This window comes from Kurthia gibsonii (assembly GCF_006539985.1).
Lineage (GTDB): Bacteria > Bacillota > Bacilli > Bacillales_A > Planococcaceae > Kurthia > Kurthia gibsonii.
Map to the genome: position 1 here is coordinate 90,776 of NZ_BJOB01000001.1, position 24,420 is coordinate 115,195.

The 24,420-nt window shown below is 35.1% G+C and carries 26 protein-coding genes; 20 read left to right on the top strand and 6 right to left on the bottom strand.

The window, feature by feature from the left end:
* The first annotated feature begins 10 nt into the window (after window positions 1-10).
* The 4 genes from KGI01_RS00445 to gltP all read left to right on the top strand — a co-directional run bounded on the left by KGI01_RS00445 (window position 11) and on the right by gltP (window position 4,998).
* A complete protein-coding gene (locus KGI01_RS00445) occupies window positions 11-748 on the top strand; it encodes an amino acid ABC transporter ATP-binding protein (RefSeq protein ID WP_141272369.1) in 738 nt (245 codons plus the stop codon).
* A 604-nt stretch (window positions 749-1,352) separates the two neighbouring features.
* Window positions 1,353-2,627: a sensor histidine kinase gene (locus KGI01_RS00450; RefSeq protein WP_141272371.1), complete on the top strand. Its 1,275-nt coding sequence runs from the start codon at window positions 1,353-1,355 to the stop codon at window positions 2,625-2,627.
* Window positions 2,628-2,629: 2 nt separating this feature from the next.
* On the top strand, window positions 2,630-3,529 hold the full coding sequence (locus KGI01_RS00455) for a response regulator (protein WP_141272373.1): 900 nt from the start codon (window positions 2,630-2,632) through the stop codon (window positions 3,527-3,529).
* A 200-nt stretch (window positions 3,530-3,729) separates the two neighbouring features.
* Window positions 3,730-4,998: a glutamate/aspartate:proton symporter GltP gene (gene gltP, locus KGI01_RS00460; RefSeq protein ID WP_141272375.1), complete on the top strand. Its 1,269-nt coding sequence runs from the start codon at window positions 3,730-3,732 to the stop codon at window positions 4,996-4,998.
* A gap of 108 nt (window positions 4,999-5,106) precedes the next feature.
* Here gltP and KGI01_RS14000 read toward each other — a convergent pair whose 3' ends face one another.
* Together KGI01_RS14000 and KGI01_RS14005 are read right to left on the bottom strand one after the other, a co-directional pair.
* On the bottom strand, window positions 5,107-5,373 hold the full coding sequence (locus KGI01_RS14000; RefSeq protein WP_255314686.1) for an SDR family oxidoreductase: 267 nt from the start codon (window positions 5,371-5,373) through the stop codon (window positions 5,107-5,109).
* 1 nt (window position 5,374) lies between these two features.
* Window positions 5,375-5,779: an SDR family NAD(P)-dependent oxidoreductase gene (locus tag KGI01_RS14005; protein ID WP_255314687.1), complete on the bottom strand. Its 405-nt coding sequence runs from the start codon at window positions 5,777-5,779 to the stop codon at window positions 5,375-5,377.
* A gap of 155 nt (window positions 5,780-5,934) precedes the next feature.
* Here KGI01_RS14005 and KGI01_RS00470 point away from each other — a divergent pair, with 155 nt between their 5' ends.
* The 10 genes from KGI01_RS00470 to KGI01_RS00515 all read left to right on the top strand — a co-directional run bounded on the left by KGI01_RS00470 (window position 5,935) and on the right by KGI01_RS00515 (window position 14,488).
* Entirely contained in the window at window positions 5,935-6,528 is a 594-nt protein-coding gene (locus KGI01_RS00470) for a class I SAM-dependent methyltransferase (protein WP_141272377.1), read from the top strand.
* Window positions 6,529-6,647: 119 nt separating this feature from the next.
* On the top strand, window positions 6,648-7,061 hold the full coding sequence (locus KGI01_RS00475) for a MarR family winged helix-turn-helix transcriptional regulator (RefSeq protein ID WP_255314688.1): 414 nt from the start codon (window positions 6,648-6,650) through the stop codon (window positions 7,059-7,061).
* Window positions 7,062-7,078: 17 nt separating this feature from the next.
* Window positions 7,079-8,284 (top strand): MFS transporter, encoded by a 1,206-nt coding sequence (locus KGI01_RS00480; RefSeq protein ID WP_141272379.1) that lies wholly within the window; start codon window positions 7,079-7,081, stop codon window positions 8,282-8,284.
* Window positions 8,285-8,350: 66 nt separating this feature from the next.
* A complete protein-coding gene (locus tag KGI01_RS00485; protein WP_141272382.1) occupies window positions 8,351-9,106 on the top strand; it encodes an SDR family NAD(P)-dependent oxidoreductase in 756 nt (251 codons plus the stop codon).
* A 38-nt stretch (window positions 9,107-9,144) separates the two neighbouring features.
* Window positions 9,145-9,591, top strand: a complete 447-nt coding sequence (locus KGI01_RS00490; protein WP_087681994.1) for a MarR family winged helix-turn-helix transcriptional regulator — start codon at window positions 9,145-9,147, stop codon at window positions 9,589-9,591.
* Window positions 9,592-9,891: 300 nt separating this feature from the next.
* Complete coding sequence (locus KGI01_RS00495; RefSeq protein ID WP_141272384.1) at window positions 9,892-11,085, top strand: ABC transporter substrate-binding protein; 1,194 nt, start codon at window positions 9,892-9,894, stop codon at window positions 11,083-11,085.
* Between the two features lie 77 nt (window positions 11,086-11,162).
* Window positions 11,163-12,041 carry a branched-chain amino acid ABC transporter permease gene (locus KGI01_RS00500; protein ID WP_141272386.1) on the top strand — a complete coding sequence of 293 codons (879 nt, stop codon included), beginning with the start codon at window positions 11,163-11,165 and terminating at the stop codon, window positions 12,039-12,041.
* Between the two features lie 11 nt (window positions 12,042-12,052).
* Window positions 12,053-13,003, top strand: a complete 951-nt coding sequence (locus KGI01_RS00505) for a branched-chain amino acid ABC transporter permease (RefSeq protein WP_141272388.1) — start codon at window positions 12,053-12,055, stop codon at window positions 13,001-13,003.
* 1 nt (window position 13,004) lies between these two features.
* Entirely contained in the window at window positions 13,005-13,781 is a 777-nt protein-coding gene (locus KGI01_RS00510; RefSeq protein WP_141272390.1) for an ABC transporter ATP-binding protein, read from the top strand.
* Window positions 13,781-14,488 (top strand): ABC transporter ATP-binding protein, encoded by a 708-nt coding sequence (locus KGI01_RS00515; RefSeq protein ID WP_141272440.1) that lies wholly within the window; start codon window positions 13,781-13,783, stop codon window positions 14,486-14,488. The genes KGI01_RS00510 and KGI01_RS00515 overlap by 1 nt, the downstream gene beginning before the upstream one ends.
* Before the next feature lie 144 nt (window positions 14,489-14,632).
* Here KGI01_RS00515 and KGI01_RS00520 read toward each other — a convergent pair whose 3' ends face one another.
* On the bottom strand, window positions 14,633-15,334 hold the full coding sequence (locus KGI01_RS00520) for a DUF6904 family protein (protein WP_068457162.1): 702 nt from the start codon (window positions 15,332-15,334) through the stop codon (window positions 14,633-14,635).
* A gap of 179 nt (window positions 15,335-15,513) precedes the next feature.
* On the opposite strand from KGI01_RS00520, the gene exaC reads away from it, so the two are divergent.
* The 4 genes from exaC (at window position 15,514) to KGI01_RS00540 (ending at window position 19,570) form a co-directional block, all read left to right on the top strand.
* On the top strand, window positions 15,514-17,034 hold the full coding sequence (gene exaC, locus KGI01_RS00525) for an acetaldehyde dehydrogenase ExaC (protein WP_068457165.1): 1,521 nt from the start codon (window positions 15,514-15,516) through the stop codon (window positions 17,032-17,034).
* A gap of 23 nt (window positions 17,035-17,057) precedes the next feature.
* On the top strand, window positions 17,058-17,423 hold the full coding sequence (locus KGI01_RS00530; RefSeq protein ID WP_141272392.1) for a DUF779 domain-containing protein: 366 nt from the start codon (window positions 17,058-17,060) through the stop codon (window positions 17,421-17,423).
* A gap of 113 nt (window positions 17,424-17,536) precedes the next feature.
* Complete coding sequence (locus KGI01_RS00535; protein ID WP_141272394.1) at window positions 17,537-18,964, top strand: aldehyde dehydrogenase family protein; 1,428 nt, start codon at window positions 17,537-17,539, stop codon at window positions 18,962-18,964.
* Window positions 18,965-19,081: 117 nt separating this feature from the next.
* Window positions 19,082-19,570: an acyl-CoA thioesterase gene (locus KGI01_RS00540; RefSeq protein WP_141272396.1), complete on the top strand. Its 489-nt coding sequence runs from the start codon at window positions 19,082-19,084 to the stop codon at window positions 19,568-19,570.
* A gap of 118 nt (window positions 19,571-19,688) precedes the next feature.
* On the opposite strand, the gene KGI01_RS00545 is transcribed toward KGI01_RS00540, so the two are convergent.
* The 3 genes from KGI01_RS00545 to corA all read right to left on the bottom strand — a co-directional run bounded on the left by KGI01_RS00545 (window position 19,689) and on the right by corA (window position 23,315).
* Window positions 19,689-20,315, bottom strand: coding sequence for a histidine phosphatase family protein (locus tag KGI01_RS00545; RefSeq protein WP_141272398.1), 627 nt, complete (start codon window positions 20,313-20,315; stop codon window positions 19,689-19,691).
* A gap of 99 nt (window positions 20,316-20,414) precedes the next feature.
* Window positions 20,415-21,719, bottom strand: a complete 1,305-nt coding sequence (locus KGI01_RS00550; protein WP_141272400.1) for a globin-coupled sensor protein — start codon at window positions 21,717-21,719, stop codon at window positions 20,415-20,417.
* A gap of 630 nt (window positions 21,720-22,349) precedes the next feature.
* Window positions 22,350-23,315, bottom strand: a complete 966-nt coding sequence (gene corA / locus KGI01_RS00555) for a magnesium/cobalt transporter CorA (RefSeq protein WP_141272402.1) — start codon at window positions 23,313-23,315, stop codon at window positions 22,350-22,352.
* A 144-nt stretch (window positions 23,316-23,459) separates the two neighbouring features.
* On the opposite strand from corA, the gene KGI01_RS00560 reads away from it, so the two are divergent.
* Both KGI01_RS00560 and KGI01_RS00565 read left to right on the top strand, forming a co-directional pair.
* Window positions 23,460-23,774 carry a magnetosome magnetite crystal formation protein family gene (locus KGI01_RS00560; RefSeq protein ID WP_141272404.1) on the top strand — a complete coding sequence of 105 codons (315 nt, stop codon included), beginning with the start codon at window positions 23,460-23,462 and terminating at the stop codon, window positions 23,772-23,774.
* 160 nt (window positions 23,775-23,934) lie between these two features.
* Window positions 23,935-24,405 (top strand): CtsR family transcriptional regulator, encoded by a 471-nt coding sequence (locus tag KGI01_RS00565; RefSeq protein ID WP_141272406.1) that lies wholly within the window; start codon window positions 23,935-23,937, stop codon window positions 24,403-24,405.
* Window positions 24,406-24,420 lie beyond the last annotated feature (15 nt).

Genomic DNA, 24,420 nt, shown 5'->3' on the forward strand with positions numbered 1-24,420 from the left:
GGAATTTACATTGAGCACAGTCATTAATATTAAAAATTTAAGTAAATCCTTCGGGTCACATGAAGTCTTGAAGGACATTAACTTTTCAGTTGAAAAAGGAGAAGTTGTGACCGTAATTGGTTCTTCAGGTTCAGGTAAATCTACTTTATTACGTTGTTTAAATTTACTTGAAACACCAGATGGTGGTGAAGTGAATTATGAAGGTCAAAATGTATTAACACATATGGAAGATGTGAATGAGTACCGAACAAAGTTAGGCATGGTGTTCCAACAGTTTAATTTATTTAATAACTGCAATGTTTTACAGAACTGCACATTGGGACAGATTAAAGTATTAAAGCGTTCAAAACAACAGGCAGAAGAAATTGCGAAAGAATATCTAGATATCGTGGGGATGGGCAGATATATTAACGCAAGACCAGCTCAATTATCGGGTGGTCAAAAACAGCGCGTGGCGATTGCGAGAGCATTATCTATGAAGCCGACTGCATTATTATTTGATGAACCAACTTCAGCACTTGATCCAGAGATGGTCGGTGAAGTATTAAAAGTCATGAAAAAATTAGCAGAAGCAGGTTCAACAATGATTATCGTAACGCATGAAATGGAATTTGCGCGTGAAGTATCGGATCGTATTGTTTTCATGGATCAAGGTGTGATTGTTGAAGACGGAACGCCAGATGAAGTATTTAATCATCCAAAACATGAACGAACAAAAGCCTTTTTACAACGTACGTTTAAAAACTGAGGGTAGTATTTTATTATAATTAAGAAAGAATTGTGCTAAATCAGCATGATTCTTTTTTATTTTAAAATTGTAAAACCTTGCTCTATCAAGGATATCATCACTTTTTATACAAAATACTTTCATAAAAGACATAAATTGTTGTTTAGGAAATGGCAAATTAGTCAAAAATATTAACACATCCTAAAACAACTTAGAAAGTGGTGAGTGCGATTTTAGTAAATAAAAAATATGTTCGATTGTATATTAGTTTATTACTATTATGTTTTCTTATGATTCCTTCTTTCTCTATGGAAGGTAATCCACAAGCAAAAAAAGAACAACTGCTTATTTATGTGAATCAAGCAACGACCATGTATAAAAGTAAAGGAAAAGAAAATATAAATCGAAATTATCGCCAAGTATTTATAAGCAATATAGTAAGTCTGGTAGCTGGGTTAAGGTGAAAAACTGGAATCATGCTGTAGCATGGTTCCAGTTTTTCGTTGCGAACGCTAAAAAATAAAAGTGAAATGTTTTGTCCAGCCGGTTTTGTTTTATGAAATAGTAGAGAATTATAAAGAGGCAGTGGTAAACTGAAGAAACAATGGGGATAAAGGAGAGACTAATGAATAAAAGAGTTAATCAGATATTTCGTTTTGAGTGGGTCTGGATTATATTAATAGCTGTATTTACAGCAATCAGTAGTGAAATTAAACTCTCTCCATTTAGTGGCGAAAATTTCCGTTTTGGCATGGGGAGTATTGTATTTTTTTTAATGTTACTTATTCGTATGCCAAAGCGTTACATACTAACGGGTATAGTTACAGCGTGTATTGTTGTTGGATTCCGTATATGTTTTCCATTAGAACAAGTGCCGAACATGACAATTTATGATCGATTCATTGAACATTATCCAGCAGGTGCTTATTATTTCATATATGTAATAGGTTTTCATTTTTTAAAGCTTAAAAATTTTATTGGACAACCTTTAAAATTAGGGTTTTTAGCGACATTTTTAGAAATACTAAGTAATAGTCTGGAGCATCTATTACGTATTTTAACAACTAATGGCTTAACAAGTAGCCTACAGGACTGGTTACTACTTGCAGCAGTTGCTGTATTTCGTAGTTTCTTTGTTGTGGGGTTATATAGCTCTGTCTTGTTATCTGAACAGAAAAAAAGATTGGAAGATGAGTTCGCGGTAGGATCAGGTTTATATATTGAAACACTTTATTTACAAAAATCCATGAACCATATTGAGCAAATCATGGCAGATAGTTATGATTTATATCGTGTATTAAAAAAAAGCGAACAAAGAGAGTTTAGCCAAAAAGCTTTGCACATTTCTCAAGAAATTCATGAAGTTAAAAAAGATTCACAGCGTATTTATTCGGGCTTATCTGCAATTACACGATCACGTGATTATACACATTATGATTTATCCGAAGTAATAGAAGTAGCTATAGAAGGAAATCGTAAATATGCTCAACATTTAGAGAAAGAAATTACAATTTATACAACTGTGAATGTGAATTTTATTGTAAAAGAGCAAATGCTTTTTTTAGCGATTATTAATAATGTACTTGCGAATGCAATCGAAGCAATTAAGAAAAAAGGAAGCATCTCATTCATTATTAATGAATTAAACGATTCAATTTATATACAAGTAAGAGATTCAGGTAAAGGTATTTCAGAAGAAGATTTGCAATTAATTTATGAGCCTGGTTTTACAACTAAATTTAATGACAAAGGTGTCGCGGCAACAGGAATCGGTTTATCGCATGTTCAAGAGGCGATTCGTTTATTAGAAGGAGAGCTTCGTGTGCAATCGGTTATAGGAAAAGGTACAACATTTACAATTAAAATACCAAGGAGCAAAATTGAGCAGAGGGGCGAATAATAATGCGTTATTTTATAGTAGATGATGATGCGGCAAGTCGCCGTATGTTAAAAACGATTATTTTAGAAGAAGAAATGGGTGTAATCGTCGGTGAGGCAGATAGCGGTGAGGCGGCTATTCAAAAAATTATCGCAAGTGATCCAGATGTTGTATTAATAGACTTACTAATGCCACATTTAGATGGAATCGAAACAATTGATGAATTGCAAAAGCACGGATTCAAAGGAACGTTCATTATGTTATCTCAAGTTGTAAATAAAGAGATGGTGGGAGAGGCATATGAAAAAGGTGTCGAATTTTTTATTCATAAGCCCATTAATCGTATTGAAGTGCATAGTATTTTAAAGAGAACGAGTGAGAATTTAATTTTGAAACAATCGCTTATGACGATTCGTAAATCAATCATGAACTTTGAAGAAAGTACGAATACAGAAAATTATCGTAATTTAAAAGATATCGCACTTTCTATTTTGAACGATATGGGGATTGTTGGTGAGGTAGGAACAGATGATATTGTGAATATGCTGACGTATTTAGCTGAACAGGAAGAACATTCGATGCAACTACCACCTCTTAAAGAGTTATATGAAGCAGTAGCGCGTAAAACAAAAATCGATCCACTGGAGATTTTAAAAGAAAGTAAAGCAATTGAGCAGCGTATTCGTCGAACTGTTGGTGCAGCGATGAATAATATTGCGACACTGGGTGTAGTAGATTATACAAATCCAGAATTTGAATATTATGCGCCGCGTTATTTCGAATTCTCAGAGATTCGAACGGTGATGAAGGCAATTCAAGATGAAACAACACCTAAAAAAGTGAAAATTAATGTGAAAAAGTTCTTACAAGTACTCTATATCGAATCAAATGAAAAATTTAACAATAATTCTAGTAAAATATAATTCAGAAATCGTTTTCATATCAAAACAGCATAATAGTTACTTCAATGATAAGGAAAATATATGTTTTTGAACTTTTTTTGAAAATTTTATCTAATTAAAATGTCGGATAATGTCGGAAAATTAAGGTCAACCATAGAATAAGATTATAGTTTTTAAAAATTCATGAAAAAAACTAATATAATCTGAGAGGTGACTCATTGATGAAGAAGTTTAAATTAGGTCTAGCATGGCAGATTTTAATCGGTCTTATTTTAGGTGTTATTGTCGGTGCTGTATTCTACGGAAACGACAACGTAACTAAATATCTTCAACCATTAGGTACAATCTTTATGAACATGATCAAAATGATCGTAGTACCTATTATCATTTCAACTTTAATTTTAGGTGTAGCTGGTACTGGAGATATGAAGAAGCTTGGTAAACTAGGTTTAAAAACAATCGTTTACTTTGAAATTATCACAACAGTAGCTATTTTAATTGGTTTACTAGCAGCAAACATTTTCAACCCAGGCGCTGGCGTTGATATGGAACATTTATCTAAAGGTGATATTTCTCAATATCAAACAACTACAGAAGAAGTGAAGCATGGTGGTTTTGCGGATACGATTATTAGCGTCGTGCCAACAAATATTGTAGCAGCAATGGCTAGCGGTAATATGCTTGCAATCATCTTCTTCTCAGTATTATTTGGTTTAGGTGTCGCAGCAATTGGTGAACGTGGTAAACCAGTTCTAGCATTCTTCTCTGGTGTAGCAGATGCGATGTTCTGGGTAACAAACACAATCATGAAATTCGCTCCGATTGGCGTATTTGCATTAATCGCTGTAACAGTTTCAACGTTCGGAGTAAAATCATTAATTCCATTATCAAAATTAGCAATTCTTGTATATGTAGCAATGGCATTCTTCATTTTTGTTGTATTAGGAATTGTGGCAAAAATGGCGAAAATCAGCATCTTCAAGTTAATCAAAGTATTAAAAGAAGAATTGATTCTAGCTTATTCAACATCAAGTTCTGAAACCGTTTTACCACGTGTTATGAAAAAGATGGAGAACCTTGGTGCTCCAAAAGATGTTGTATCATTCGTTATTCCAACAGGTTATTCATTTAACTTAGATGGTTCAACATTGTACCAGTCAATCGCAGCGATTTTCATTGCACAAATGTATGGCATTGATTTATCAATCACACAACAAATTACATTAGTATTAACATTAATGGTTACTTCTAAAGGTATTGCAGGTGTACCTGGCGTATCATTCGTTGTATTATTATCAACACTTGGCGCTGTAGGTATTCCAGTTGAAGGCTTAGCATTCATCCTTGGTATTGACCGTATCCTAGATATGGCTCGTACAGCTGTAAACGTAGTAGGTAACTCATTAGCGTCATTAGTAATGGCTCGTTGGGAAGGTCGTTTCGATCAAGAGAAGTACGATAACTACTTTGAAAACCAATCAAAAGCATAATACAGTATTTATATAGTGAAAAAGGAGAGTACTCATATCGAGTGCTCTCCTTTTCTAATTTATGAATTGTAATATTTATTTCAGGGTATATGACTTAAATAGTCTGGTTTAGTAAGCGCTCCAACCTGAATCGGCAGCAATGGCTACATCATTAATAAGAGATGATTCATCTGAAGCAAGGAAGATTGCGATATTCGCAACTTCTTCGACTGTTCTAATGCGAGGCATCATGCTGACACCACGCGCTGCGACTTCTAAACCGAATTGGTCCATCTTACTCATATTTGCAGCGAATTTTGTTGCGACTTGGGCAGGTGCAATCGCGTTACAATGGATGTGATGAGGTCCGTATTGTGAAGCGACGTTCTTTGTCATACTAACAACTGCATGTGTCACAGCTGGTATAGGCTAAGTCGTCACGACCACCTGTTAAACTAGAGATAGAGGCCATATTAACCATCGTACCGCCTCCTTGCTCAACGAAGTGAGGAATTACTTTTCGCATGGCACGCATGACACCAGTTAAGTTAATATCAATTATGCGATTCCATGTATCATCTACCATGCGCTGAATATCATCTTCAGAAGCGACATTCACTTGAACACCGAAAGCATCTAATCCTTCTTTTTGAAATTCTGCAACTGTTTCGCGTAAGGATTCGTCATTGAAGTCAGCAATAACAACCTTTGCACCTTCATTAGCATAACTATGTGCAATTTCCTTATCGATTCCAGAACCACTATCTGTAATGATTGCAACTTTATCATTTAATCGTGACATTGTTCTTCACCTTTTCCTATTATATAGTTAAGATAGATTACACAATCGTTATATGTAACGATATTTTAATAAAAATAAAGTATTTATAGTTGAATGATTTGATCATCTATTATAGATATAAATTTAAGTCTTTTAATCACAGTGGAGGGTTAGCAATGAATATGTGGCAAGATCGTTTTGATACAGAGGGTTATGTGTACGGTATCGAGCCAAATGAGTTTGTAAAACAATATTACAAAGTATTTAAGGGAAGTAAGAAAATCGGTGCTTTTGCAGAGGGAGAAGGACGAAATGCTGTTTTCTTATCAATGAGAGGATTTATGCTAACTGCTTTTGATTTTGCACAAAGTGGTTTAAGTAAAACGAAGAAATTAGCTTCTGAAAATCATGTGCATGTCGCAACAAGATTAACAGACCTTATTCATAATGAAACACCAATTGAAGAGTTTAATGGAGCTGTTATGATTTTTGGGCATTTCCCCAAAAAATATCAAAAGCTCATTTTTGATAAAGTAATAAAATCAGTCACGCCAAGTGGCATGATTATGATGGAGCTGTATAGCGAAGAACAATTACATTATCAAACAGGTGGACCAAAAGATATCGATTTATTATATAATCCACAAGATGTTTTAGAGTGGTGTAGTGACTATAAGATTAAACATTTTTATGTTGGTGAAGTAGTACGTAATGAAGGCACGTTGCATACAGGATTAGCGCATGTTATACAATTCATTATTCAAAAATAGATTGCCTTTATAAGGCAATCTATTTTTATTTACTCTTTATTTCCTGGGAAATTGTGATACAATTATTTAGTGAAACTAAAAGTTACCCAAAGTAACTAATTGCGAAGGGAGGAACTGATTTGGCACATATATCATCACTGTTCCATCAAATCATTTTATTTTATAGACCTTTTGAAACACATTTGAATGCTATTTTAGCAGACCATCAATTGCATCGAGCGCAGTGGTCAATTCTTTATTACTTAGAGAAAAATGATTCAATAACTTTAGTTGAATTAGCACAGTTACAAGGAGTTGAAAAACCGACTGTGACAAGAACTGTTACAAAATTAGAGGAAGCTGGTTTAATTAAACCTATCGCGACACATGATAAACGAGAGAAACGTATAACCCTAACAGAACAAGGAAGAACACTATATCATCAAGTTCGTATCCCAATTGATGCATTTGAACATCGTTTATTGGAGGGGGTTTCAGAGGAAGAACAGCTGCAGATGATTGAATTGCTAGTAGCGTTAAGAGAAAAAATTTAATAAAAAGAAGGAATAATATGAGTAAGACAAAAGCAGCTTTATGGACACCACAATTTATTGTGATGTCAGCGATTAATTTTTTATTAATTGTTATTTTTTATTTATTAATGGTAACAATCGGCAAATTTGCGATTAGTGAGTACGGAGCAACAACAAGTCAAGTTGGTTTAGTAACAGGTATTTATATTATTGGTACATTATTAGGACGATTATTTACAGGTCGTGTCATTGAACAAATTGGACGCAAAAGAGTATTATTATTTGGTTTGCTCTTTTTCATTGCAACTACGGGATTATATTTCATTCATGCAGGAATTATTCTTTTATTAGTATGCCGTCTTGTACATGGAATTGGGGTAGGGGTTGCCTCTACAGCAACTGGAACCATTGTTGCGCAAATTTTGCCTCCATCGCGTAAAGGTGAAGGAATTGGTTATTTTGCAATGAGTGCAACACTAGGTACAGCAATTGGTCCTTTTATTGGACTATCTATGGTTCAACATACAACATATTCTGTTATTTTTATGATGTGTATGATAATCGGTATTATTAGTTTCTTACTTGCTGTATTCACAAAAGTACCTGGTGCTGAATCAACTACGGTAGTACAACCAACTGAAAAATCAAAAGGAAGTTTTATTTCACAATATATTGAACTAAAAGCAATGCCAATTGCCATTGTGACTTTTTTAATGTGCTTTGGTTATGCAGCAATTTTATCTTTTATTAGCTTGTTTGCAAAAGAACGTAATTTAGAAGTAGCTTCTAGTTACTTCTTTATCGTTTATGCAATTGCTGTTTTATTAACACGACCTGTAACAGGGAAAATGCTAGATCGTTTCGGTGGAAACTCCGTCATGTATCCTTGTTTTATTTTCTTTGGTACTGGATTAATTTTAATGAGTTTTGCACATTCAGCTTTTATACTCCTCTTAGCTGGTATTTTAATTGGTATCGGGTATGGTAATTTATCATCTGGTGCCCAAGCATTAGCTATTAAGTTAACGCCTCCACACCGTATGGGACTGGCTACATCTACTTACTTTATTGCGTTAGACGCCGGTTTAGGTGTAGGACCATATCTCTTGGGGTATGTGATTCCTGTATTCGGATATAGTGTCCTATATACCTCGCTTGGTATTTTCATTTTCACACTCATTCTTCTCTATTACGTAGTCTATGGTAAAAGAGAAAGAATGTTAAAAGTTTCACAATTAAGTTGAAAACGTTTTAAAACTAAATGTTTTAGTGTTAAAATATGTATGAACATATTTTAAGGAGTGAAATACATGGGAAAGTTAGAAGGTAAAGTAGCAATTATTACTGGAGGCGCTGGCGGTATCGGAAGTGGTATGGCACGTGCAATGGCTAAAGAAGGTGCAGTTGTAGCAATCGTTGATTTAAACGAAGAAATGGGTAAAGCGACTGAAGCAGAACTTCAAGCGATTTCTCCAAAATCATTTTTCTTAAAAGCCGATTTAATGGATCATGCAAATCTTCCAAACATTGTAGAAACAGTGGTTGAAAAATGTGGTAAACTAGATATTCTAGTAAACAATGCACACGTTTCAAAACAAGTGCCACTAGCAGAAACAACACAAGCACACTTAGATCTATCATTTGGTACAAGTTTCTACCCTACATTCTATTTAATGAATGCTGCATTACCACACTTAAAAGAGACAAAAGGTAATATCATTAACTTTGCATCAGGTGCTGGTCTTTCTGGCCATAAAACACAAGGCGCTTATGCAGCAGCAAAAGAAGCAATTCGTGGATTATCACGTGTAGCAGCAAATGAATGGGGCGAATTCGGTATTAATGTCAATATCATCAGTCCATTAGCATACACTCCAGGCGTTGAAGCTTGGTCAAAATCACAACCAGAGTACTATGAGCAAGTTCGTAATCAAATTCCACTAGGTCGCTTTGGTGAAGTAGAACAAGACATCGGCCGTGTAGCTGTATTCTTAGCTTCAGATGATTCTTCATATATCACTGGTCAAACTCTAATGGTTGATGGTGGATCATTAATGCTTCACTAGAAACGATGATTTTCGTGGCTATTGAGGAGGATATAGTTGTGAAGGATTCAAATTTATTTCAAGTTATACACAAAACGGAGTATATTAATAACTCAAACATCTATCATTTTACAAGACGTTTTCCGCATAAATTAGGTGTAACACCTGTACTTGTACTCTCTGAACTTTTACAGCATGGTGCTTTAAAGCAAACTGTGTTAGCAGAAAGAATGGGATGTACACCTGGTGCTATGACAAATATTGCGAATAAACTTGTAAAATTAGGTTATGCGAAGCGTGTTTACAACGAAGAAGATCGTCGTCATGTGCTCATGGAAATTACTGATGCAGGTGTTTCAGTATTAAAAGATGCACAGGTACAAGGACGAAAAGTACATCAAGAATTATTTGAAGTATTAACTGATGAAGAACTCGAACAATATTTAAATATTACTGAGAAGTTATTAGAAGCTTCAATAGCACGAAATCAACAATATAAGCCTTAGTTTGAAAAGAGGAGAATTTTTAATTCTTCTCTTTTTTGTATGTAAAAGATAATATTTATTTATTCGAAATAATTTTCTCGTAAAAGGCTTGAAGTGAAGCTGTATAAGGACTTTTATATAAAAAAACTAGTTTAAACAATTAATTTTATTTAAAAATTTAGAATTTACAGAAAATTAATGTAGACGAAATAAATGTAATCATTTAAAATGTGAATTGTTAGATGAAGGGGAAGTATCATTTATATTTCTGAACAAGTAGCATTACATAATTCAGAAAAATCAGAATTTAGGGGGATTCATATGAATAAAAAATTAAAACGGTATGGTTCGGTATTTTTAGCAACTTCTTTTGTTTTAGCAACACTTACAGGATGTGGAGCAAAAGATTCATCAGGGGGTGGCAGTAAAGACGACGCAAAAGAAATCAAGTTAGGCATGAACTTAGAGTTGTCAGGTCCTGTAGCTTCATATGGCTCTGGTATCGCAAATGGTGCACAACTTGCGATTGACGAAATTAATGCCGATGGTGGAATTGACGGTAAGAAAATTACAGTAGTTAAAGTAGATAATAAATCTGATTCTGCCGAAGCAACAACAGCTGCTTTGAAGTTAGCTACACAAGACAAAGTAGTTGCGCAAATTGGTTCTGCAACATCGGGTAATACACTTGCCTCGGTAAAAATTGCGAATCAAAACAAAATGCCAGTTATCGGACCATCTGCAACGTCACCAAACGTAACAGTCGATGAAAAGACAAATAAAGTAAATGACTACGCGTTCCGTACATGTTTCATCGATCCATTCCAAGGTAAAATTGCAGCTAACTTTGCCATTGATACATTAAAAGCGAAAAATGTAGCGATTTTCTCAGATAGTTCAAGTGACTATGCAAAAGGACTGGCAAAATCATTCAAAGAGACAATCGAAAGTAAAGGTGGAAAAGTCGTTGCACAAGAAGCATATGTAGCAAAAGATACAGACTTCAAATCAACACTTACACGTTTAAAAGCTAAAAATCCTGACTTTATTTATATTCCAGGATACTACGAAGAAGTGGGTATTATTGTAAAACAAGCACGTGAAATAGGTATTACAGCACCACTAATGGGTGGAGACGGTTGGGATTCGCCAAAATTAGTTGAATTAGCAGGAGATGAAGCACTGAATAATACGTACTTCACAAATCACTATTCAGCCGAAGATCCAGACAAGCGTATTCAAGATTTCGTAAGTGCATATAAAAAGAAATACGATAAAACACCAGATGCATTCAATGCACTTGGTTACGATACAGTTTATTGGTTGAAGGATGCAATTGAGCGTGCTGGATCAACAGATGGTGAGAAAGTCCAAAAAGCATTAGCTGATACAAAAGATTTAAGTCTTGTAACAGGTACATTCTCAGTTGATGAAAATCATCATCCTGTAAAAACAGCAACAGTACTTGAGTTTAAAGAAGGCAAACAAGTATTCAACTCAAAAGTAAATCCTTAATAATGAGCTGAATAGTAAGAGAGTGTCTAGTTTACGCTAGGCACGCTCTTTTACTTTAATGATAGGGAGAGGTGCAAATGGAGTGGTTACAACAACTCATTAATGGTATATCACTTGGTAGTATTTATGCGCTTATTGCATTAGGATACACAATGGTATACGGCATTATTAAACTGATTAACTTTGCACATGGTGATGTATTCATGATCGGGGCATTTGTAGGTTTTTATGCTGTCACGTCTTGGCAAATGAGCTTTTTCCCAGCACTCATCATTGCGATGGTTTTATGCGCAATACTTGGCGTAGTAATTGAAAGACTCGCTTATAAACGATTGAGAAATTCAACCAGAATTGCGGCACTTATTACGGCGATTGGCGTTTCGTTATTAATTGAATATGTCACAATTTATATTCGCGGTGCACAACCTGAAGCCTATCCAAAAGATTTAGTTGCCAATAAGCAAATTAATTTATTCGGTGCAGATATTAGTTCGCAATCATTATTAATTTTAGGTGTATCGATTACATTGATGATTTTATTACAGTTTATTGTACATAAAACGAAGGTTGGTAAAGCGATGCGTGCGGTATCACATGACGCGGAAGCAGCAAAATTAATGGGAATTAATGTGGACAATACAATCTCAGCTACATTTGCGATTGGATCTGCATTAGCAGGTGCAGCAGGCGTTATTTTCGGATTATATTACACAAAAATCGACCCTTTAATGGGAGTTATTCCAGGAATGAAGGCGTTTGTTGCAGCGGTATTAGGTGGAATTGGTAGTATTCCAGGAGCGATGACAGGCGGTATGATTTTAGGTGTTATTGAAACAATTGTAAGTGCAGTTGGCTTCTCACTGTGGAGAGATGCAGCCGCATTCATTATTTTGATTATTATTTTAATCTTTAGACCAGCAGGTATTTTCGGTAAAAATACCCGCGAGAAAGTGTAGGTGGCGGCCTTATGAAAAAGTCTAAAGTGTTTTGGATATATACTGTTTTGGCGCTTGTTGTATATGCAGTCGTTCAGTTTATGATTACAAGTGGACAACTAGATGCATACTATACAAACTTAATGATTACGATTTTAATTAATATTTCGTTAGCAGTTAGTCTTCACCTCGTTATTGGAATCACAGGGCAGTTCTCAATTGGACACGCTGGGTTCTTAGCGGTGGGTGCTTATATTTCTGCTATGTGTACAATGAATTTTAATATGCCATTCATTGTGAGTTTAATTATCGGTGCATTGGCAGCGGCAGTAATGGGATTCCTAATTGGTATGCCAACCCTTCGTTTACGAGGAGACTATTTAGCGATTGCAACACTAGGGTTCGCTGAAATCATTCGTATTACGTTTTTAAACTGGGAGTTTGTAGGTGGAGCTTCTGGTTTCCAAGTCGACCAACAAACAACTTGGACATTCGCATTCTTTGCGACACTCGTGACGATTATTGTTATTTCAAACTTTACGAAATCACGTCATGGCCGTGCATGTATCGCAGTAAGAGAAGATGAGATTGCAGCAGATTCAATGGGGATTAATACGACATTTTATAAAGTAATTGCCTTTGTGATTGGTGCATTCTTTGCAGGTCTTGCGGGTGGACTATTCTCGCACAACTTTTATATTATTCTGCCATCACAGTTTGGTTTCTTAAAGTCATTTGATATTTTAATTTATGTAGTACTGGGTGGTTTAGGAAGTATGTCAGGTGCGATTATTGCAGCAACACTGTTAACGATTATTTCACAGTACCTACAAGAGTTCCCAGAGACGCGTATGATTATTTACAGTTTAGTTTTAATTATTGTGATGCTATATCGTCCTTCGGGTTTAATGGGTACGAAAGAAATTACGGATATTTTTAAAACAAAAAAACAACGTAAACCTGTAGCGAAGGGGGAAGATTAGCATGAATAACCCTTTATTAAAAGTAGATCAAGCAGGGATTCAATTTGGTGGTTTAAAAGCTGTTTCAGGTTTGAATATGGAATTATATCAAGGTGAGTTAATTGGGCTAATTGGACCGAATGGTGCGGGAAAAACGACAACATTCAACATGTTAACAGGTGTTTATAAACCGACAGAAGGAGCCATCTATTTTGATGGGAAGAATACAAAAAGTATGTCACCTTACCAAATCACTAAAAGTGGTGTGAGTCGTACATTCCAAAATATTCGTCTATTTAAGGAATTATCAGTTTTAGACAATGTAAAAGTAGCGAACCATTCATTAGCTAAGCACTCTATCTTAAGCTCTGTTTTACGTCTACCATCTTTTTTCAGAGGCGAAGAAGAGATGGAGAAAGAGTCAATTGCTTTTTTAGAAATATTTGGACTTGAAAAGTATAAAGATGAACTTTCTAAAAATTTACCGTATGGTATGCAACGTCGTTTAGAAATTGCGCGCGCTTTAGCGGCTAAACCGAAACTATTATTACTTGATGAGCCAGCTGCTGGTATGAACCCACAAGAAACAAAAGAATTAATGGAATTGATTGCACTCATTCGAAAACGTTTTGATTTAACGATTCTATTAATTGAGCATGATATGGGGCTTGTGATGGGCATTTGTGAACGAATCTATGTACTTGATCATGGACAATTAATCGCAGATGGATTACCAGAAGAAATTCGAAATAACCCGAAAGTAATTGAAGCTTACTTAGGTCAGGAGGTTGATGAGTGATGTTGAGAATCGAGAACCTAAATGTATATTACGGTAATATTCAAGCGCTTAAAGGTGTATCACTCGAAGTAAATGAGGGCGAAATCGTTACGTTAATTGGCGCGAATGGTGCAGGCAAAAGTACATTGCTCAAAACAATCTCAGGGCTACTTCGTCCGAAGCAAGGTACGATTGAATATTTAGGTTCATCTATCAATAAAAAAGCAGCGCAAAGTATTGTCAAGACGGGAATCTCACATGTGCCAGAAGGTCGTCGTGTCTTTTCGAATATGACAGTTGAAGAGAACTTAGACTTAGGTGCATACTTGCGACGTGATCGCGCGAATATCTCGAAAGATTTAGAGCGCGTATTCGAGTTATTCCCACGCCTTCTCGAACGTCGAAAACAACCTTCAGGTACATTATCTGGTGGTGAACAGCAAATGCTCGCAATGGGTAGAGCCATTATGGCAAAACCAAAGCTGTTACTCTTAGACGAACCTTCTATGGGCTTAGCACCTTTAATGGTTAAAACGATTTTTGAAATTATTGAAGAAATAAATCGTAATGGTACAACTATCTTACTTGTGGAACAAAATGCGCATATGGCATTATCGATTGCGGAACGTGGTTATGTAATTGAAACAGGTAAGGTCGTATTGTCTGGAGATGCAAAAACATTACAAGCGTCTGATGAAGTACGCGCTGCCTATTTAGGTGGTATTTAAAACAAGCTGGGATATAAGTGTGAAAACACCATCTCACAAGAGCATAATAAAAACTGGAATTGCGCTATGGCGCGGTTCCAGTTTTTCGTTGCGAACGTTAAAAAATGTTTTGTCCTAACCTGTTTATTTTGAACTACCAATGATTTAGTCTGCTTGTAAGACAATTCTATGTATTGGTAGATTAGATTCTTTTGCAGTACGATTTAGCATGTTTTTAAAACAAGTGTATTCAAAATCACGTATATGGAATTTTTTAAGAATGTGAGGTAGGTATATCATTTTAGTTTCTTGGGGTAGAGCCAGATATTTAGCTGTGATGAGATCGACATATTGTGCAATGAATTGACGAAAGTCGTGAGGGGCGCTAAAAAATAATGTAGCGATTTGAGACTTATTAATGAGCGTGATTTTTGAGGTGAAACATTCGAACACGAGGGACTCGAATTTTCGAATGACCATAATATGAGTTTGTGTGAATGGTTGTTCTTTATGAGTTGTTGTTTCTTCAATAAAATGATTTAAGCAGAGAACTGTAAACAGCATTTTTGGCCAACATTTTTCAAAAGAGAAATAAATATTTTCTTGTGGAAATGGAATAACAAACTCTTCTTGTAATTCGTCGTAAATGCCATTATACGTGGTCTCGATAGCAACTTCGCCTTCGATTGCTTGTTCAAGTTCGCGACAAAAACGAAGTACATAATTTTTTTGTACATGATTTGTACAATTATTTTCAATAGATGTATGAAGTAATTGTTCAATAGCTTTTTGTAGTTCTTTTAAATCCCAATAATCACCACTTATACGGATATTTTCTAATTGTTCTGTATTTAGTACGGCTAACACATAAATACCTCCTTTTTGGAACTTATACCCTAGTATTTTAAAATAAATACCATACTTTGAAAGTTAATAGTTGAAAAATATTGAATTTTAAGACAAAATAAAATCAAAGATACACAAAAATTCTGTTTAAGACGTAATTTTTCTTGTGTATTGAATGATTGCAGAGGAGGAAATTTATCATGATTTATGCAAATCCAAATACAGCAGGTGCCGTTGTAGAGTTTAAACCGCAATATGAAAACTTTATTGGGGGCGAGTGGGTTCCACCGGTAAAAGGACAGTATTTCGACAATATTACACCAATTACAGGTGAAGCTTTTACACGCATTCCGAAGTCAACACCTGAAGATATTGAATTAGCACTTGATGCGGCACACGCTGCAAAAGATGCTTGGGGTAAAACATCCCCAGCACACCGCGCGCAGGTTTTAAATGCGATTGCTGATCGTATTGAAGAGAATCTTGAAAAAATCGCTGTTGCTGAGACGTGGGAAAATGGTAAGGCAGTTCGCGAAACATTAAATGCAGACATTCCATTAGCAGTAGATCACTTCCGTTATTTTGCAAGTGCAATTCGTACACAAGAAGGCTTCTCTTCTCAGATTAATGAAGATACAATTGCTTACCACTTCCAAGAGCCGCTTGGTGTAGTAGGACAAATCATTCCTTGGAACTTCCCTATTTTAATGGCTACATGGAAGCTAGCACCAGCTTTAGCTGCAGGGAATTGTGTTGTATTAAAACCAGCTGAGCAAACACCAGCTTCGATTCTATATGTTGTAGAGTTAATCCAAGATTTATTACCACCAGGTGTTTTAAATATCGTAAATGGTTTTGGTGCAGAAGTAGGTAAAGCTTTAGCAACAAATAAGCGTATTTCAAAAATTGCATTCACAGGTTCTACAGCAGTAGGTCGTCTAATTATGCAATATGCGACTGAAAATATCATTCCTGTAACACTTGAATTAGGTGGTAAATCACCGAATATCTTCTTCCCAGATATTATGGAAGCAGATGATGATTTCTTAGATAAAGCAGTAGAAGGATTCGTTATGTTTGCACTTAACTCTGGTGAAGTATGTACATGTCCATCACGTGCATTAATTCATGAATCAATCTACGATGAATTTATGAAGCGTGTTCTTGAGCGTGTTAAAGCGATTAAAATCGGTAACCCACTTGATACAGAAACAATGATGGGCGCACAAAATTCAAATGAGCAATATCAAAAAATCATTTCTTACCTAAAAATCGGTAAAGAAGAAGGCGCTGAAGTTCTTGCAGGTGGCGATGTAAATGATTTAGGCGAAGAATTTGCAAATGGTTTTTACATCCAGCCGACTGTTTTTAAAGGTACGAATGATATGCGTGTATTCCAGGAAGAAATCTTTGGTCCAGTTGTAGCTGTTACAACATTTAAAGACTTCGATGAAGCAATCAAGATTGCGAATGATACAGACTACGGTCTAGGTGCAGGTGTATGGTCACGTCATGGCGATACAGCTTACAAAGCAGGGCGTGCAATTCAAGCTGGTCGTGTATGGACAAACACATATCATCAATATCCAGCAGCAGCAGCATTCGGTGGTTACAAAATGTCGGGTATCGGACGTGAAAACCACAAAATGATGTTAGATAGCTACCAACAAACGAAAAACTTACTTGTAAGTTACGCTGAGAAGCCACAAGGGTTCTTCTAAATCGAATAGGAGGTGAAGCAAATATGGTGAAGCGTGTAGAAGTAACACCAGAGGCTTTACAAATGATTCGATTTTTAAAAGAAAAGCATGGCCCAATCATGTTCCATCAGTCTGGTGGATGCTGTGAAGGTTCTGCCCCTATGTGTTATAAACAAGGTGATTTTCAAGTAGGCAGTGTAGATTTATTGTTAGAAACAATAGATGAAGATGTTCCATTCTATATGCATGAGGCTTTGTATCGTTACAATAAACATACACAAATTATTGTAGATCTTATCGATGGATTTGGTAGTGGGTTTTCACTTGAAAGTTTAGAAGGTAAAAGTTTTCTATCACGGAGCCACATGTTTACAGATGAAGAGTATGCAGAAATAAAAAAGAGTCTCTAAAAAAGCGAGAATTGTAGATTTCTACAGTTCTCGCTTTTTCTTCTATGATTAAAATTATTTTAAAAGTGTATACAATAAGCGTATGATAGTAAAAAAGCATAGGAGGAGATTACATGATTAAAACAAGTTTATGGATTGACGGTCAGTGGGTGGAAACGGTGAAGAAAGATACGTTAAAAGCCCCTTATGATGGTGAAATCATTGCCGAAGTTGCACGTGCTACTCCTGAACAAGTATCGGTTGCGATAGAAGGTGCACACCGTGCCTATATAAAATTTAAAGAAAAAACAGCTTATGAAAGAGCTGAAATTTTACATCGCGTATCTGAAATTATGAAAGAAAAAAAAGAAGAACTAGCTAAAATAATTGCAATGGAAGCAGCGAAACCTTTAACAGCTGCTTTAGGCGAATTAGATCGTACAATTGCAACGTATGAGTTTGCGGCGGAGGAAGCAAAACATTTACATGGTGAAACAGTACCTTTAGATGCAGCACCTGGCGTACGTGATCGAATTGGTTGGACAAAAAGAGAATCACTGGGTGTCGTATCTGCTATTACACCATTTAACTTTCCGTTCAATCTAGTTGCACATAAATTAGGGCCTGCTTTTGCTGTAGGTAACGCAGTTGTATTGAAACCAGCTTCTCAAACACCTTTAAGTAGTATTGCGCTAGCTGAAATATTTAAAGAAGCAGGATTACCAGATGGAATGTTACAAATTGTAACAGGAAAAGGTAGTGAATTAAGTGAGATTCTTGTAACACATCCATTAGTTAAAAAGGTGACATTCACAGGTAGCGGTGCTGTCGGAATGAAGATTAAGGAACAAGTAGGCCTACGCAAGATTACACTTGAACTTGGGTCCAATGCAGCAGTCATTGTTGAACCAAGTACACCAATCGATAAGATGGTGAAACGTTGTGTAGATGGCGCATTTGGTTTTGCAGGTCAAGTATGTATTTCAGTACAACGTATTTATGTACATGCGTCGATTTATGAAGAATTCACAAAAGCTTTCGTAGAAGAAACAGAAAAGTTAGTTGTAGGTAGTCCAATGGATCAAAAAACAGATGTAAGTGCAATGATTCATCCAAAAGAAGTAATGCGTATTAAAGAATGGGTTGATGAAGCAGTAGCAGATGGTGCAAAGGTAGCGACAGGTGCAGAATATACAGAACGTACGATGAAACCAACTGTGGTACTAAACGCTAAACATGATGCGAAGATTATTAAACAGGAAACATTCGCACCGATTGTTTCAATTATTCCATACGGCACATTAGATGAAGCGATTCAATATGTGAACGAATCCGATTTAGGCTTAAATGCGGGTATTTTCACAATGAATATTGAGGATGCTTTAAGAGCAGCAGATGAGATTGAAGCAGGTGGTGTTATTATTAATGACATTCCAACTTTCCGTACAGATAATATGCCATATGGCGGTATGAAGATGAGTGGTTATGGACGAGAAGGGATTAAATATGCTGTTCAGGAGATGTCTGAAATGAAATTCATTACTATAAAAACAAAACTGTAATAATATATTTGTATTATGTATAGGTACAGAATGTTTATTTTAATATGTAAATAATGGGTGTGTTTCATTTTATTTATGTTAAAATAGATACAGAAAATAGAAAAAGGAGTGTTGATCATGTTAGAAGCGATTCCAATGTCAAATTCACGTACAGTTCAAACAAGGCTGGTTGCTCCACCTGATACCAACTATATGAATACGATTTTTGGTGGTAAGGTATTAGCATATATCGATGAAATTGCAGCAATTATTTCCATGAAACATTCTAAAATGGAGACAGTTACAGCGTCTTTTGATTCAGTGGATTTCTTCTCACCAATTCGTGCAGGAGAAATTATGGAGTTAGAAGGAATTGTCAGTGCAACAGGTCGCACTTCAATGGAAATTTATATTCGTGTATCTTCACTTAACATTCAAACAAAAGAACGAAAATTAACAACTGAATCTTTTGTAACGATGGTAGCGATTGATGCAAATGGGAAACCTCAAGCTGTTCCACCTGTGTTTCCTGAGTCAGAAGAAGAAAAAAGACTCTTTGAATCAGGTCCACTGCGTCGTGCTCATCGTAAAGAAAAACGTAATATGCCACATTCATTCTTTTTATAAATATAAAACACTTTCCACGCGAATATGGAACTGACCTAAATTAAATGAGACAAATAAAAACACCTTTCGTTGAAAAACGGGTATTAAACCTAGTAAATCAACGTGGAGGTGTTTTTTCTTAGATATTCTGTTTTTGCATGTGTTCTGTATCACCAATGCATTCGAAGTGTACATCACCATTTTTCTTTAAGTGAAGTACCGTTAAACTCGTTCCGTGAATGAAGGGAGGATCCCATACATGATCAATTGATTGATTTTGAAAATGAGCAATTAATAGTTTCTTTACAACGGCATGTGTGACGATTAAAACGGGTTCATCATCTTCGTAATCTTCTATTAAATCTTTAATTAATGGTAGCACGCGTTGTAAAACATCTTCAAAAGTTTCACCTTCTTCAGATTTATATGCTGTTGGGTGATTATAATAATGATGATACTGTTCAGGATATGTTTGTTTAATTTCATCGTCTGTCAAACCTTGCCACTCACCTACGTTAATTTCGCGTAGTTGTTGTTTAAAGAAAATAGGGATTTGGCGTTCACAACAAATAAATTTCGCAGTATTCACTGTTCGACCGCTAGAACTAGCATAAATAGCACTAAAAGGAATTTGCGCCAGTCTTCTACCAAGCGCGATTGCAGCTTGTTGACCCTCTTGCGTAAGAGGAGAATCAAACCAGCCTTGCATTCTCTTTTGTAAATTCCATTCTGTTTGCCCATGTCGTGTAAGATAAATTTTAACCATATTGAATCCTCCTCCATCTGCATGGACATATTGTAGCGAAGAATGAAAAAAATAGATAGCCTATATCGCATGGATTAGCTATCTATTTCATATTTCGTTTTAATTTAACTCATAAGTAACTTCTAATAGTTGTTCAGCAGAATTACATACTTGAATTGTACTCTCTGTTAAATCATCTAATAAACGTGAAATTGTGTTTACATCTTCTGTTGTACGTTCATTGATTGCTTGAATACCACTCATAGCTTCAACAATTGTATGGAAGCTAGTAGATAAATCATCCTGCATTTGAACACCTTCGTTAATTTGTTCATCAACATCGTTTACGGATACAGACATGTTTTCAATATTGTTTTCAGTTTCTAAAATTAATTTAGATACATTTTGAACAGCTGATTTTGTTTCTTCAGCTAATTTACGAACTTCTTCAGCAACAACAGCGAAGCCTTTACCGTGCTCCCCAGCACGTGCTGCTTCAATTGATGCATTCAATGCTAATAAGTTTGTTTGGTCGGCAATACCTGTTACTAAATGAACAATATCATTAATTTGTTTAGAAGAGATTTTCAGTTTAGACATTGTTTCGTCGAGCATTTTGATGCTTGCAGACATTTTTTGCATTAATTCATTTTGCGTATGAAGTAATGCGCGACCATTTTCAGATTTTTCTTTTGTTGAATTTACAAAGTCTAAACCTTGTTTTGTAGAAGAAGCAATTTCATCAGCTTGGCGAGATAGTGATTGGATTGCAGCGGTTGTTTCTTCACTAATCGCATTTAATTCTTCTGAAGTATTTTGAACTGTATGAATAACTTGTTGTTTTACACGACCGTGTTCATCACGAATGGCATCCACTCGATTTTCATAAGCTTCAATAACAATTTGCTGTTCAAAGTTAATCAATTTTGTAAATGCTTTAATTGCTTGAGTAGATTCATGTGTTGAAATTTGTAAATCTTCAATAAAGTCAATGAATGAATTTGTTAGTGATTGGAATGAGTTTAAGTACCATTTTGAAGGTAGACCAATCTTAACGTGAACATGTGCAATAATTTTTCGCTGTTCAATATATTGTGCATCAATTCGTCCATCGAACATTTCGCTGATATGCTTTGTTAGCGTTACTTTTAAACGATCAATACTAGAGTTCTGTGAAATCATATGTGTTAATTCAGGTGCTTTTACGATCGCATCATAGAATGCATCTGTCATATGTACAAAAGTATCTGTTGCAACAAATTTCAATTGATGAATAATAGCTAAGTCCTCTAATGTTAAACTAAGTAGTTCAATTTGTTTTTGTAAGTGCTGATTATGTGATAAATCAATTTTGACGTTTTTCTTATATTGTTCTATATCGAAAAAAGTCTCGTTCTTTGTCTTTTTCGAACGGTTCCAAATCATAGGTGAAGCCTCCAAAATATTATAGTAAAAAAGTCTTTTCAATCTTAGAAAGGTATATCATTTCTTTAGTCTTGTTTTTTTTGAAAAATAATAAGTAATAAGTTTTAAATCTTGGGAGTGTATCATCTAATAATTTATCATTTTATTAAGAAAAAGAGAACCGTATTCAACGAAAAAAAAGAGATTTCACATAAATTTCTATATATTTGTGTTTATAACAATAAAAATATTAAATGATGATTTAAATCGTTTTTTTTGAAGTAAAAAGAGTATAAATTGTATTTAACAGTGAAAAAAGTTAAGTAATAATAAAATATGAGTAATTCATATGGTTATTAACGAATAAATGATATTTTTTTGATATCGTAAATAGGTTAAAAATAAAGAGCTTACGATAGAGTAAAATTAGAGTGTTTCAAAAACGGATAATCAAATTAATTAAACGCATAGAAAAAATAATCCCTGCTCGCGAAACGCATCAAGGCAAAATTAAAAGGTATGCGTTCGATACAATATCGAACGCATACCCAAACCGTTGCCTGATGAAATAACCGTGTCTAACTTTTAGGTGTCACTTCAATCATACAGGGTTTTCGCTGTTTAAAATACTTCTGTCTTAGACGTACCTTACTAATCATCTTTAAAAAATCCAAGCCAGCCACGTTTTTTGAATAGCATGAGCATCGCAAATACGATGAAAACCATAAGTCCTAATGTAAAGTAGTATCCATAATGCCAATTCAATTCGGGCATATTCACAAAGTTCATACCATAAACTCCTGCGATGAATGTGAGTGGAATAAAAATAGTTGATACAATGGTAAGCGTCATCATAATATTATTCATACGAATTGCGTTCATTGACATATGACTATCTCGCATGTCGGCAGTTAATTCACGATTTGATTCAACCATTTCAGTCAATTTCACGAGATGGTCGTGTACATCACTAAAATAGGCTTTTTCTTTTTGTGTCAAATTTAAGCGGTTTGAATTTAAAATCCGATATAATAAATCACGCATTGGGAGAACCGTTCTTCTTATATGGAGTAAATCATTGCGAAGGTCGAATACATCGTTCATTAAATCTACACTATTTTTATAATCTAACTGATCTTCAATGGTATTAAGTCGATCTTCAATAGTAAAAACAAGGGGGAAAAACTCATCGACAATTTTATCGATTGTCTGATACATGATGAAAAATGTACCGCGATCCCAACGATTCGGATGACTTTCTAATTCACGTTTGACGATTTCAAATTCGTGAACAGGGAATTGATGATATGAGACGACAAATTTAGAAGAAATAAATAGACTAATTTCCTCAGATGTTAGTTCTTTTGGGTTTAATTTATGGACAACAGTGAAATAATAATCATCATAGTAATCTATTTTTGGACGCTGTAAACGCATCAATGCATCTTCTACAGCTAGGGGATGAAATTGGAAAAAAGTATGCAGTAATAAATTTTCTTTAGCAGTAGGTTCTGAAAAATCAACCCAAAACCAATCGAAACGATCTTCTTTAATATGTTCTAAAGGGAAGTTTTCCACGAGCTGCTGGTCTTTTGTAAGACCTAGAGTGTAAATCATCTTGTCACCTCTTCATGATCTATTTACTCTATATCTTCCCATAATTAAATTTTTTTGTCACATAATCACAAAAATAAAATGAAACGGATGGTACTGTTCATACGTATATATGTATATATAAGGAAGAAAAGGAGCGGGTTTTAGATGGAACAAGACAATAAATGGATTAAAGTTATACTACATTCAAGTGCATATTATTTACCGATTCTACTTCCACTACTCTTTATGCTCTTAATTGATGATTCGAGAGTGAAAAGTTTATCGCTACAAGCATTGTTATTCCAAATTGTTATGTCAATTCTTATTAGTATTTCAGTTGTATTTTCGTATGTGTTAATTGGAATTCCGTTTTTAATCGTCTTTGGACTAATGGGATTCATTATTCCAATCATCGGGATTATTCGTGCATTGCAAGGTGAGTATTGGAATTATCCAATCGTTGGACGTTGGGTTAAATAATCATAAATAGACAGACATTCTAATTGTAATGGTTAGGATGTCTGTTTTTTATAAAACAAAAAAGGAACGAGCATTTTTATTGCAATTTATAAAACAATTTATTTATAATATAGTCAAAGATAGTCAAAGTCAGCTTGATTAAAGGAGGTGGGGACTCGACATGAAGAATATGTCGAATATTATTGAGGCGTATTTAAAAGAAATTATTGAAATGGGTGGTAATGGACACATTGAGATTAAACGCAGTGAGATTGCAGACCGCTTCCAATGTGTACCGTCGCAAATAAATTACGTAATCAATACAAGATTCACAGTAGAGAGAGGTTATATCGTCGAAAGTAAACGTGGAGGTGGGGGATATATTCGCATTTTACGTGTACGTACGAACTCGAAAACAGAACTGTTAGACGATATTCTATCTCAAATTAATTATCAAATTTCGCAAACGGCTGCAGAGGATATTGTACATCGCTTAACTGAAGAACAAGCAATTACAAAACGTGAGGCAAAGCTCATTCTTACTGCTATGGACCGAGAAGTCATTGCGATTGATTTACCATATCGTGATCAGCTCCGCTCTCGTCTTTTACAAGCAATGTTAGTAGCACTGAAGTATGAAAAAGAATTTTAAAAGAAGGTGTATAGA

What these genes read in the sequence shown, in the direction of transcription:
- KGI01_RS00450 (WP_141272371.1), top strand. Translation starts at nt 1,353, where the DNA reads ATGAATAAAAGAGTTAATCAGATATTTCGTTTTGAGTGGGTCTGGATT.
- KGI01_RS00455 (WP_141272373.1), top strand. Translation starts at nt 2,630, where the DNA reads ATGCGTTATTTTATAGTAGATGATGATGCGGCAAGTCGCCGTATGTTA.
- gltP (WP_141272375.1), top strand. Translation starts at nt 3,730, where the DNA reads ATGAAGAAGTTTAAATTAGGTCTAGCATGGCAGATTTTAATCGGTCTT.
- KGI01_RS14000 (WP_255314686.1), bottom strand. Translation starts at nt 5,373, where the DNA reads ATGACAAAGAACGTCGCTTCACAATACGGACCTCATCACATCCATTGT.
- KGI01_RS14005 (WP_255314687.1), bottom strand. Translation starts at nt 5,779, where the DNA reads ATGTCACGATTAAATGATAAAGTTGCAATCATTACAGATAGTGGTTCT.
- KGI01_RS00470 (WP_141272377.1), top strand. Translation starts at nt 5,935, where the DNA reads ATGAATATGTGGCAAGATCGTTTTGATACAGAGGGTTATGTGTACGGT.
- KGI01_RS00480 (WP_141272379.1), top strand. Translation starts at nt 7,079, where the DNA reads ATGAGTAAGACAAAAGCAGCTTTATGGACACCACAATTTATTGTGATG.
- KGI01_RS00485 (WP_141272382.1), top strand. Translation starts at nt 8,351, where the DNA reads ATGGGAAAGTTAGAAGGTAAAGTAGCAATTATTACTGGAGGCGCTGGC.
- KGI01_RS00495 (WP_141272384.1), top strand. Translation starts at nt 9,892, where the DNA reads ATGAATAAAAAATTAAAACGGTATGGTTCGGTATTTTTAGCAACTTCT.
- KGI01_RS00500 (WP_141272386.1), top strand. Translation starts at nt 11,163, where the DNA reads ATGGAGTGGTTACAACAACTCATTAATGGTATATCACTTGGTAGTATT.
- KGI01_RS00505 (WP_141272388.1), top strand. Translation starts at nt 12,053, where the DNA reads ATGAAAAAGTCTAAAGTGTTTTGGATATATACTGTTTTGGCGCTTGTT.
- KGI01_RS00510 (WP_141272390.1), top strand. Translation starts at nt 13,005, where the DNA reads ATGAATAACCCTTTATTAAAAGTAGATCAAGCAGGGATTCAATTTGGT.
- KGI01_RS00515 (WP_141272440.1), top strand. Translation starts at nt 13,781, where the DNA reads ATGTTGAGAATCGAGAACCTAAATGTATATTACGGTAATATTCAAGCG.
- exaC (WP_068457165.1), top strand. Translation starts at nt 15,514, where the DNA reads ATGATTTATGCAAATCCAAATACAGCAGGTGCCGTTGTAGAGTTTAAA.
- KGI01_RS00530 (WP_141272392.1), top strand. Translation starts at nt 17,058, where the DNA reads ATGGTGAAGCGTGTAGAAGTAACACCAGAGGCTTTACAAATGATTCGA.
- KGI01_RS00535 (WP_141272394.1), top strand. Translation starts at nt 17,537, where the DNA reads ATGATTAAAACAAGTTTATGGATTGACGGTCAGTGGGTGGAAACGGTG.
- KGI01_RS00540 (WP_141272396.1), top strand. Translation starts at nt 19,082, where the DNA reads ATGTTAGAAGCGATTCCAATGTCAAATTCACGTACAGTTCAAACAAGG.
- KGI01_RS00545 (WP_141272398.1), bottom strand. Translation starts at nt 20,315, where the DNA reads ATGGTTAAAATTTATCTTACACGACATGGGCAAACAGAATGGAATTTA.
- KGI01_RS00550 (WP_141272400.1), bottom strand. Translation starts at nt 21,719, where the DNA reads ATGATTTGGAACCGTTCGAAAAAGACAAAGAACGAGACTTTTTTCGAT.
- corA (WP_141272402.1), bottom strand. Translation starts at nt 23,315, where the DNA reads ATGATTTACACTCTAGGTCTTACAAAAGACCAGCAGCTCGTGGAAAAC.
- KGI01_RS00560 (WP_141272404.1), top strand. Translation starts at nt 23,460, where the DNA reads ATGGAACAAGACAATAAATGGATTAAAGTTATACTACATTCAAGTGCA.
- KGI01_RS00565 (WP_141272406.1), top strand. Translation starts at nt 23,935, where the DNA reads ATGAAGAATATGTCGAATATTATTGAGGCGTATTTAAAAGAAATTATT.